We start from the raw sequence: 12,563 nt of genomic DNA on the forward strand, positions 1-12,563 counted from the left end.
AACAGCAGGTGGTTGCCGACCTGCAGCTCTTAAAAGGATCTCGTAGTGATGCTCGCTCGCCCATCCCGTCGTCGTACCCACGTCCAGTCTTTCAAGCGTGATGCCATGGACCCGGCATTGTGGCTGCTCAAGCCGCTGGCTCAGGCGGTGGCGTTGTGTCTGGTGGCAGGCAGTGCGCACGCGCAAACGGCGTTCAGCTCGGGCTGGTTTGCCGCCAAGGGCGCCGCCCAGCAAGCCGCCGCTGCAAGGCCCGGCACCGGTGGGTTACCGGGAATGACGCCGCCATTGGCGCAGCAACAGAAAGCCAATCAGCAATTGCAACGTTCGATTCAGACGTTGAACAACACCGTGGCCGCGATTGCCGCGCAGCAAGCGGCTCAGGCTGCCGGGCGCTCGGCGGCGTTGGGTACGGTGCAGTTTGTGCCGGATGGTCTGGGCGAGGGCGGGTTGAAGGTCGATAACAGCCTTGCCCAGGGTTGGCAGAATGCCAAAGGCCCGCAGCAGTCCCAGGCCGATGGCAAGACTACGGTGAAGATCGAACAGACCGCCGACAAGGCGATTCTCAACTGGGAAACCTTCAACGTCGGCCGCAACACCACAGTCGAGTTTGCCCAGCAATCGAATTGGGCAGTGCTCAACCGGGTCAATGATCCGAGCGCCCGCGCCAGTCAGATTCAGGGGCAGATAAAGGGCGACGGCACGGTGATGCTGATCAACCGCAACGGCATCGTGTTCAGCGGCAGCAGCCAGGTCAACGTGCGTAACCTGGTGGCCGCTGCCGCCAATATCACCGACATCCAGTTCCGTGACCGCGGCTTGTACTTCGACAGCAACGCCAGTCAGCCGACCTTTACCGACGCTGCCGGCAAGGTACTGGTAGAGCGCGGCGCAGCGATTGCAACCCACGCGCCCGCGACGTCCACCGATGCCGGCGGCTATGCCTTGCTGCTGGGCAACGAGGTGCAGAACGACGGCAGCATCAACACCGCCAAAGGCCAGACCGTGCTCGGCGCCGGCGATCGTTTCTATATCCGCAAAGGCTCGGGCACCGAAGGCAACGGCTTCTCCACGACGTTCGGCAGTGAAGTCGTTCCGGGCTTCAAGGCTGGCAGCAGTGCCGGCAAGGTCAGCAACAGCGGTTTGATTCAGGCCGCCACGGGCGACATCACCCTGACCGGCCATGAGGTGCAGCAAAACGGTGTGCTGCTGGCCAGCACTTCGGTGGCAACGCGCGGCACCATCCACTTGCTGAACCCGGCCACCGACACCAACGGCAGCGTCACCCTGGGGCAGGGCAGCGCCACGGCGATCATGCTCGACAGCAGCGATCTGACGGCACTCGACAGTCAGCACAAAGCCGCGCTGACCGGTGTCAACGCCAACAACAAGGTGCGCGGCGACCAGTCGCGTATCGAGGTGCAGAGCGGCGGCAGCGTCGAGTTCCAGAACGGCTCGATCACGCTTGCCACAGGCGGTCAGGTCGCCGTGACGGCAGGGCGTCGCAGCCTGGTGCGTGACGGCGCGATGATCGATGTGTCCGGCGCCATCGGCGTAAAAGTCGCGATGGAATCCAACAACATCAAAATCAACGTACAGGGCAACGAGCAGCGTGATGCGTCGGTCAACCGCGAGAACGGTGCGCTGAACAGCAATGACGTGTGGGTCGATGTGCGCGAACTGGTGTATGTCCCCGCCGGCACCAACGGCTATGCCACGGACCGCTGGTACACCGCCGGCGGCTTGCTCGAAGTCGGCGGCTATCTGGGCACGCAGAACCACAGCATCGGTGAGTGGATGGCGCAAGGCGGCCGGGTCAGTTTCGCCGGCAATGATGTGGTCACCGAGCAAGGTTCGTTGATCAACCTGTCCGGCGGTACGCTGGATGTACAGAGCGGCGAGATTCGCCAGAGCTGGCTGCGCGGTGCCGACGGGCGTCTGTATGAAATCTCTCGAGCGCCGGGAGATATTCTTTACAGCGGTTTGTACAAAGGCTACGAGGACAGCAGCAAGCGCTGGGGCCAGACGAATTATTACTACAGCCCACTGATCGCGCCGACCAAACGTGTCGAGTCGGGCTACACCGTGGGCCGCGATGCCGGGCAACTGGTGATTGCGACCAGCAGCGCCGTGCTCAACGGGCAAATGCTCGGCGAGGTGTATCAAGGTGAGCGCCAGACCCAGACACCGCGTGCTGTACTGGACGGTTATGAACAGTCTCAGACAGCCGTGGCGCGGCGTGCGCAACTGATCGTCGGCAGTTATGACCCGGCCTATGTCGCCTCCGCTGGCGGCCTGTTGTACGGCCTCAATCCAACGTTCGACCAGGTACGTATTGGCGGTGAGAAACCGGCCGATGGCAATGACCAGAATCTGCTCGCTTCAGTGTCCGAGGCGCGCAAAGGCAAACTGTTTCTCGATGCCGATCAACTCAACGGTTTCAGGCTGGGCGCTCTGAAAGTGTCTGCCAAAGACCTGATCGACGTTAACGATGCGCTCAAGGTCGATGCCGGCGGCGACATCACGCTATATGCGCCGGATGTGCAGATCGATGCCGATCTCACGGCCCGCGGTGGCAGTGTGCGTTTGGGTAACGTGCTCAATCAGCTGCAGCTCAACAAGGTCGCTGACACGAAGATTTCTGCCGCGACAGGGCACGCAACCCGCGTCACTGTGGCTGACGGTGTGCAGCTGGATACGCGCGGTCTGTGGAGCAATCTGGGCACCAACCCGGATGACGGCAGCCACCTTGCGTATTTGAACGGTGGCCTGATTTCGATCCGCAGCAGTGGCGATATCGACGTCCAGGCCGGGAGCTTGCTGGATGTTTCGTCTGGCGCCGCTGTGCTGGCGAACGGCAAGACTCGCGGCGGGAAGGGTGGCAGTGTGACGCTGGAGTCCAGCGCCAACGCCGCGCCAGGTAACACACAGCTCATCCTTGATGGTGATGTGCGCGGATACGGTGTCACCGGGGGCGGCACGCTGCTGGTACAGGCCAACAAGGTCATGATCGGGCAGACCGACCAGACGCTGGCCGAACGCACCTTGCAACTGGCACCGAACCTGTTCGGCAAGGGCTTCTCGGCGTACAGCATTATTGGTTTGAACGGCCTGGAGGTCGCCGACAACAGCGTGCTCGACGTCACGATGCCGGTCTATCGTTTCGCTGAAGCGGCGTCGAAACAGGTCAGCGGCGTCGATCCGCAGACGGCACTGGAGTTGTGGACGCCGACGCTGTTCCAGGAAAACCCGACCAAGGCTGTGTTGACTCAACGAGGTGGCGCCAGCCTGTCGTTGCAGGCTGGATCGAGCGAGGCCGGCCTGATCGATCCGCTCAAGTCCGCGTTGACGCTTGGCGCGGGTTCACGCATCAGCGTCGATCCCGGGCAACGGATCGGTCTGCGCGGGCCGGGGCAGATCACGGTGAATGGCGAACTGAACGCGTGGGGCGGCACCCTTGATATTCGCCAGCAGCAGTTCGGCTTGAGCGATCCGGCCGAGAATGCCCTGGAAGCCGCCAATCAAGCCCATAACCGTTCGATCTGGATTGGCGAACGCGCCGTGCTGGATGTGGCCGGTCGCGCGACCACGGCAGTCGATGCACTGGGACGCGTCTACGGCCAGGTCGGCAAGGGTGGCAGCATCATCATCGGCGGTGAAATCGATGCGAAGAAGGCCACCGCCACGTCGGCCGACGCTTATGTCATCGTGCGCAACGGTGCACGTCTTGACGCTTCTGGCACTCAGGCGGTGCTGGACATCGCCGGTCAGGGGCCGACCACGGTTGCCACGGATGGCGGCAAGATTTCCCTGAGTTCCTACAACGGCCTGTTTATCGACGGCGATCTGCGGGCGGCGGCGGGCGGTGCAGGTGCTGCCGGTGGTCGACTGGACATCGCACTGGAAACGCCGATCTACAATCCCAACCTGGCCACCAACGAGGTACGCCTGCCAAGGGAACTGATCATCGGCCAGGGTAAGGGCGAGCCGTTGTTGCCGGCGGATCTTGAGCCCGGTGAGGCAGACCGGCAGTTGGTCTACGGTCGCACGCGGCTGAGTGCCGATGCATTGATGACAGGCGGTTTCGATCATCTTGGCCTGTTGAGCAACGGCTTGATTTCCTTCGACGGCGATGTCGACCTGCATCTGAATCAGAGCTTGAGCCTGTATGCCGGCGCCGTGTCGCTGGCCGAAAACTCGAAAGGCACCGCGCGAATCAATCTGTCTGCGCCTTACCTGCGAATGCTGGGCACGGGCGTCTATTACAGCTCCAACGCCGTCATCCGCCCAAGGGCCATGAATGCGCCGACACCGAACCTGTCGGCGGCGCAGTTCGTCGCCACGTCGAACCTGCTGGACATCGGCAACAGTCTGTCATTCGGTACGTCGGGTTCGATTGCGCAACTCAATGGCCCGGCCCGGCAGGTTGGTCGCCGTGGCTTCGCCCAGGTTTCTCTCGCCAGTTCGGGTGACATGCGGTTTCTTGCCTCCACCACTGGAACACAGTCCGAACTCTGGGCGGCGGGTGACTTGAGCCTCAGCGCGGCTCAGATCTACCCGGTGACTGGGGCGAGTGCCAGGGTGCGTGCCGGTTTTCAGCAGGAGACGTCACCCTCTGAAGGTACTCTGCGCATTCTCTCCAACGGCGCGGCGCCGACTGCGCTGCCTTACTCGGTGTTCGGCAATCTGACGCTCGCTGCCAGCCGCATCGAGCAAGGTGGTGTGCTACGGGTGCCGCTCGGTTCGATCATGCTGGGCGAGAACACCAAGTCAGTGCTGACCCGTGAAGTCCAGCTATTGCCCGGCAGTCTCACGTCCGTCAGCGCTGCCGGGTTGGTCATGCCTTACGGCGGTACAACCGATGGCATCGACTATCGCTACAACGGCAGCCCTGTAGCGCTCAAAGGGATTGTCGGCGCTTCGACGGGAGTGACCCTGCTGTCGCAATACATCGACGTCGCGCCAGGTGCCGTGATTGATCTTTCGGGTGGCGGCGACTTGCGTGGCGCAGGCTTTGTCTCCGGCCGTGGCGGTTCGACCGATGCGCGTTTCAACCCGTTGGTACGCAATGCCAATGACGGCACCTTCAGCCTGCCGGGGCTGGCGAGCAATCCGGTTTATGCCATCGTGCCGGGTAATCAGAGTGTTTATGCGCCGGTGCTCGCCGAGGCGGGGGCGGTCGATCCGCGTATCGGCCAGCAAATTACCATCGCCGCCGGTGTGCCGGGGCTGGCGGCCGGCACTTATACCTTGCTGCCGTCGACATTCGCCTTGTTGCCCGGTGCATTTCGCGTCGAGGTCAACGGTCAGGTCATGGGCGGGCAGACCGGTGCTGCGTTGCAGATGCGCAACGGTTCATGGACCAGCAACGGGCAGATGTCGATCGCCAACAGCGGTGTACGCGACAGTCTCTCCAGCGCGCTGATTCTGACCTCGGCCGATGTACTGCGGCGTTATTCGCAATACAACGAAACCGGCTTCACCCAGTTCATCAAAAACGATGCGGCGCGCCTGGGCGTGTCACGGGCGCTGGCGCCGATGGATGGCAAGTTGCTGGAGCTGCGTTTCAACAGTGGCGGGGACCGTGACATTGCCCTGGACTTCAACGGACAGGTGCTGTTCAAGCCGACCGAGGGCGGTGTGGCGGGTACCGCCGTTGTGCGTTCAGTCGATGGCACCATCGAGGTGTTGGGTGCGGGTCGACAGCGTACACAGGGTTTCACGGGTATTTCTCTGTACGCCGACAGCCTGAATCAAATGAATGCCGGGAGGCTGGCGATTGGCGCCTTGCCAACGGTGGACTACGGCAGTGGGGGCAATATTGTCACCTTCGCCAACAACATCGGCTCCGACAACATCACGGTGCGCGAAGGTGCCGTGCTTTCTGCGCCGGAAGTGGTTCTGCGGACTCGCAAGATCGACGGCACCATCACCCTTGAGGCCGGCGCGGGTATCAACACGCTGGGACGTGGTGACGCCCCGTTCGATTCAACCGACGGGTTTGTCTACGACCCCGGCAATGCCAGCCTGCTGCTGGTTTCCAATGGCTGGAACAGCGTGCTGGCACCGGCGAAGGCCGTGGGTATCAATGGAGCGGGCAGTATCCGTATCGGCAGCTGTTCGCTTGAGCCGTGCAGCAACCCGGCGATACTTTACTCCAACGGCAGCATCACCGCGGCGACCGACAATCAGTTTGAGCTGAGCGACGCGGTGCGTTTCGGCACACGCCACCTGGGGCTTGCGGTGGGTGCGATCAATGTCGGTAATGCGCAGGCGCTGACGGGTGCAGAAGGGCGCGTGCCAGTCGGCCTCACGCTGAGCCAGAACGTGCTTGATCGTCTGCTGCGGGGCGATACGCAATTCGGTGCTCCGGCGCTGGAGTCCTTGAGCCTGACAGCCCGTGACGCCTTCAACTTTTTTGGCAGTGTCTCGCTCGATACGCTGGACCCGCAAACCGGTCGCAGCAATTTGCAAAACCTGATCCTGACCACACCGGCGATCTACGGACAGGGTGATGCCCGGGATGTCGCAACCATCCGTACCGCCAACCTGATCTGGAATGGTGCCCCGCAAGAGCCGGGTGCAGTGGTCAAGGGCGGGGCCGGCAGCGGTCACGGGACCCTCGACATCCAGGCGCAGCGGATCGAATTGTGCTATGGGCCAAGTCCGCAACCGAGTGGACTGGATCAGAACGATCGCCTGGCGTTGGGTTTCGCCAACGTCAATCTCACGGCCAGTGAGCGCATTACCGCCAACCACAAAGGCAGCCTGTCGGTGTACCAGGAACAGGGCGCGTATGACCCGGTCAAGGGCTACACCTACAGTGGCGGCAACCTTACGCTGCTGACGCCGTTGCTGACGGGCGAAGCAGCATCGGTCAACGCATTGAAGGCGGGCAACAATTTGACGCTCACCGGTACCGGTGGCGCTGCATTGGCCGATGCGCTGGGCGCAGAGCTGAGTCTTGACGCGCGCAACGTCGTACTCGACGGCCGTATCGTGCTGGCCAGCGGCAAGCTGCAGGTCAAGGCAGAAGGCGACCTGAGCCTGACCGGCAACGCGCAACTGGATCTGGCCGGGCGCACCTTGCCGTTCAATGACGTGAAGAAATACAGCTGGGGCGGAGACGTGTCGCTCTATAGCCACAACGGCAACATTCGCCAGGCGGCGGGCTCACGTATCGACTTGTCGGCGCAGAACAATCAGGCCGGCAATCTCAGTGCTGTGGCACTGGCGGTGAATGCGGGGGAGGTCGATCTGCAAGGTGAAATCCTCGGTGCCAGCAGCGGCTATTACGATGCCGGCGGTACGCTGGTGCCGTACAAGGCCGCCGGTGTGGACATCCGTGCGCAACGGCTGGGTGGCGATTTGAATGAACAGTTCGCCGCACTCAATCAGCGCTTGAACTCCGGGCAGGTGTTCGGCAGTCGCAGCTTCCAGTTCAAACAGGGTGACCTGCTGATCGGCGACGGGCTCAAGGCCGGCGAAGTCAATGTGGCGGTGGACAATGGCAGCCTCACCATTGGCGGTCGTGTCGATGCCAGTGGTGAGCGGGTCGGCAGCATTCGCCTGTCCGGCAAAAACGGCCTGACCCTCTCCGGTAATGCCGTGCTCGATGCCCATGGTCGTGTGTTGCGGGTCGACAGCTACGGCAAGATCATCGACGCGCCGAACCGCGCCATGGTCGAACTCAATTCCGGTGATGGCTTGCTCACACTGGCCTCCGGTGCACGGATCGATCTGCGTCATGGCACCGATGCAGTCAATGGCAAGCTGCCAGGGCAAAACGACGGGATGCCGCGCGGTACGCTGGAGTTGAACGCGCCACGGCTTGGCGTCGGTGATATCGCCATTGATGCCAGCGGTACGCTGACCATTGAAGGGGCGCGCTCCATCGGCCTCAATGGCGTGCGACGTTACGCGGATGCCCGCGATGGTGTCGATCCGGCCGCCAGCGGCCGGCCGTATCAGGTGATCGATCAGGCCATGTTCGTTCGTATCGACGGTGACAACACCACGTTCATCGATGCGGCGCTGGCCAACAATGATCTGCTGCAACGCAAGCTCGCCGGGCTCAACAATGCGTCCTACGCCGATGCGTTCCATCTGCGACCCGGTGTCGAGATCGTCAGCAAGACGGCCGATGGCGATCTGGTGGTAGAAGGTGATATCGACCTGTCGCATTACCGCTACGCCAGCCTCAACCCGAACTCGCAGAAGACGCCGGTCTATGGCTCTGGTGAGTCCGGCAGCCTGGTGATTCGTGCCGGCGGCAATCTGGATATCTACGGCAGCATCAACGACGGTTTCGCCAAGCCCCTGGAAACCGTCGATGATGCCGGCTGGAAACTGCTGCCGGGTGTCCAGCCGTTTGGCGGCGACCTGATTGTACCGGGCAGCGGCGTGACTCTGGCCGAAGGCACTCTGTTTCCGGCGGGCACCACGCTCAATTACGACTTGCCGATTCAAGCGGCCACGCTGGCGGGCGGTACGTTGCTGCCGACCGAAGGCGTTCTGGTCAACGCCTATACGATCAGCGCCGGCACGGTATTGTCAGGCGCCGTGCATGATGCATCGGGCAACCTGTTGTACGCCGCCGGCACCTTGCTCAATGACCGCGTGACATTGCCGGCAGGCAGTCGGCTGGGGGCTGGCACTCGATTGAACGATGCCACCAGCCTGCTTGCCATGCTCTGGCCAAAAGATGTGCCGCTGCCTCGTGCGATCGGGGCGGATAACAACGCTGTGGGCGTTAAATTGCGCGGCCCGCTGGCGTTGTTGCGCGGCTCGCTGATTCCGTCCATGACCGACGTCGTGCTTGCCGATGGCACTGCATTCATTGAGCTGCGCGGTTACTCAAGCACAACGCAGCAGGGCAGCAACTGGGCCATCGCGAGCATGCTGGCACCGGGCAGCACGTCGTGGTCGATGCGCGTAGTGGCCGGCGCCGATCTTGAGTCCGCCGACAGCCGTGCGTTGAAGCCGCTGACGGCTGACGGCAATCTGCGTCTGGCGGATACCCATTACGGGTTGAAAGTGACCGAGAAAAAGCTCGACACCAAATGGGCTGAAGGCAACTCCAAGAACCGCCCGGCCGGTTCGGTCGTGACCGATGCCGATCTGCATTTCTGCGATGAAAATCCGGCGGACTGTGTCGCTCCCGCCAAGTTCCTGTGGGCCGAAGGCAACTGGTTGGGCAAGGAGCCGGGTACACCGATCAGTGAAGAGGATCTGTACTGGTGCGACATCGATCCGGGTGGCTGCATGCCGAACAAGGGTGGCATCGCTGTCACCACTCACTCGCAAATGTTCAGCGTGCTGCGCACCGGTACCGGCGATCTCGATCTGTTGGCGGCCGGCAACCTGAGCATGGATTCACCTTACGGTGTGTACACGGCCGGCACTCAGTCCAGCGACATCGATCAGCGATATAACCAGCCACGTGGACGTTTGACCGACGACAACTCGGTGTTGGGCAGTAAAGGGGCGGACTACGAAAAATGGGTCAATGGCGGTACCGAAAGTCTTTATCAGGCCTGGTACCCGACATTGGGTGGCAACCTGACGATCAATGCCGGCGGCTCGGTGTCCGGTGATGCGGTCGGACGTCGTGGGCCGAGCAACACGGCGGTCTATCGAGAGCAGGTGGCCAGCGCATCGGTGGGCAACTGGCTCTGGCGTCAGGGCACGGGCAACAGCAATGTGCCGACGGCGTGGTGGATCAACTTCGGCAGCTATGCTACCCAGCCGCTGCCTGGTGCGGGCAGTGATACCGCCCCTTACCTGGTGGGCTTTACCGGTTTCGGCGCACTCGGCGGCGGCAACGTCAGCCTGCGAGCCGGAGGCGATGCCGGTATGCTCAAGCCGCTGGGCGACAGCGTGACCAACCCACGCAGTCAGGGTCTGATCGTTGCAGTGGGCAGTACCGGGCGAGTGGGCAGTGATGGCAGCCTGCAATTGACCGGTGGCGGCGACATGGACATTCGCATTGGCGGCATGCTGAACCCGTCATTGCAGGCACGTGCCGGGCAAACCGGTACTGCCACGCCACGCCACGATTTGCAGGGTGCGTTGATCAACCTGCGCGGAGCGGCACAAATGTCGGCTGGCGCATCGGGTGCGATCAAGCTGCAGTATGGTGCTTACGCAACCTATCAGGACCCGCGCGAAACCCGGGCTTTCGATCCGTTTACCTCGACTCTGGGCAGTGCTTCCGGTGGGCTGGTGCTGATACCCGGCGACTCGGGCATGCGCTTGAGCACCCGTGGTGATCTGGTCCTCGGTGGCGCAGCCGACCCTGGGCGGGTCCAACTGCAGAACTCCACGCCGTTCACGGATGCAAACGGTGTTGTTCACGCAGGAGGCGGCTTGTCGGCTTTCTCGTTGTGGACCGATCACACGGCTATCGACTTGTTTTCGGCGGGGGGCAACCTGACGCCAAGTACCCAATTGGCCGAAACCGACTCGCAGGGGACTGTCCCGAATCTCAACACGTCCCCCACTGACGGACGCTTCGTGTATCCGTCGATTTTGCGTGCCGTGGCAGGGCAAGGTTCCATCTATGCCGGTGCTTCGGCCACGTTCAGTGAAAACGGGACGCCTGCCGCAACGAACTATTCACTCTTGCTGGCGCCTTCAAGGGCGGGGCAACTGGAAATGCTGGCCGGTGACTCGATCTACGCCGGTGGCTACGCGATCAATCAGTCCGGCGCCAGCCTGTTGGCCATTGCAACGCCGTTTGCCCCTGCGTTCACGGGGTATGCGCAATACACCGACAGCAGGCCGACAACGAGTAACTACAGCAACGATGGCATAGCACCGCGTCTGAACTCGCGTTATCCATTGTTCGCTTTTGGTGCCGACACCTACTCGGGATTGAGCGGCGTACAGGCACCGGCTCGTTTTTATGCATTGTCCGGTGATCTGGTGGGTGTGCGCAGCGGCGAAACCCTGTCTTTTGCAACCACACTGCGCACCTGGTACGAAGCGGCAGCACCGGTATGGATGCTGGCGGGGCGCGATATCGTGGCGTCGGGTGCCAATCTGGGCCAGCCGACAAGGGCGCCGAAGGAAATGGGGAATAACGAAGCCATCAGTTCTTCGGGCAACCTGTTCATTCACAACAGTGCGCATGACGTGTCACGGGTTTCCGCCGGCCGCGACATCCTCTACAGCAGCTTCGACATCGCCGGTCCTGGTCTGCTGGATATGAGTGCCGGGCGCAACATCCTGATGGAGGATCGTGCCGGCATCAGCAGCATCGGGCCGCTAGTGGCCGGGGATAACCGGCCTGGCGCCAGTGTGGTCATGCAGGCGGGTGCGGGCGCGCAGGGCGTGGATTATTCGCGGTTCATTGCGCATTACCTGAACTCGCAGAACCTTGCCAATCCTGATGTGCCCCTCAGTGGTCAACCGGGCAAGGTGGTCAAAACCTACCTCGACGAACTGCAGAGCTGGCTGACCCTCGGCTACGGCTTCAGCGGCAACGCAGAACAGGCGCAAGCCTTCTTCGCCGCCCTGCCGAGCACCGAGCAGGCGATCTTCGCCCGTCAGGTGTACTTCGCCGAACTGCGTGCCGGCGGCCTGGAATACAACGACGCCGATGGCCCACGCAAAGGCAGTTATCTGCGCGGTCGCAATGCCATTGCCTCGTTGTTCCCGACCACCGATGTGTCCGGCAACCCGATCCGTTATGACGGTGATATCACGCTTTATGGCGGCGCCGGGGTCAAGACGCTGTTCGGTGGCGACATCCAGATGCTTACGCCGGGCGGTGGTCAGGTGTTCGGCATCGAGGGCGCGGCGCCGCCGTCCACGGCGGGCATCATCACTCAGGGCTCGGGCAACATTCAGCTCTACTCCCAGGGCAGCATTCTGCTGGGGCAGAGCCGGATCATGACCACGTTTGGCGGCTCGATCCTCGGCTGGTCCGCCGAGGGCGACATCAACGCCGGTCGCGGCTCGAAAACCACCGTGGTCTACACACCGCCGAAACGCGTGTACGACACCTGGGGCAACGTGACCCTGTCGCCATCAGTGCCGAGCACCGGTGCCGGTATCGCCACGCTCAATCCGATTGCCGAAGTGGCGCCCGGGGACATCGACCTGATCGCGCCGCTGGGCACCATCGATGCGGGCGAGGCGGGGATTCGCGTCTCGGGCAACGTCAACATCGCCGCGCTGACGGTGGTCAATGCCGCCAACATTGCGGTGCAGGGCAAGGCAACCGGTGTGCCGGTGGTCTCGGCGGTCAACACCGGGGCGATCACCTCGGCCAGCTCGGCTGCGTCGTCGGCGACCCAGGCGGCGGAAGACGTCGCCCGTCAGCAGCAAGCCGCCTCGCGCCAGAACCAGGCTTCGGTGTTCACCGTGCAGGTACTCAGCTTCGGCAACGAACAACTGGCCCCGACCCGCGATGGCGCCAGCCGTGCACCTGCACCGGGCTACAACCCCAACAGCCCGGTGCAGGTGCTGGGCGCCGGGGCGCTGGATGAACAGGCGAAACAGCAGTTGACCGAGGAGGAGCGGGGGCAACTGACGTTGTAAAAGGACTCTCGTGTAGTACG

Annotated in this window: 1 protein-coding gene; it reads left to right on the plus strand. The window is 62.6% G+C overall.

Annotated elements, in window-relative coordinates; genetic code table 11:
* Positions 1 to 48 precede the first annotated feature (48 nt).
* Entirely contained in the window at positions 49 to 12,543 is a 12,495-nt protein-coding gene (locus AC1RR7_RS03690) for a filamentous hemagglutinin family protein (protein WP_493156167.1), read from the plus strand.
* The last annotated feature ends 20 nt before the right edge of the window (positions 12,544 to 12,563 follow it).

It is taken from the genome of Pseudomonas sp. GW821-FHT11G12 (assembly GCF_058808055.1).

Coding starts and splice junctions, on each gene's coding strand:
- AC1RR7_RS03690 (WP_493156167.1), top strand. CDS start 49: ATGCTCGCTCGCCCATCCCGTCGTCGTACCCACGTCCAGTCTTTCAAG.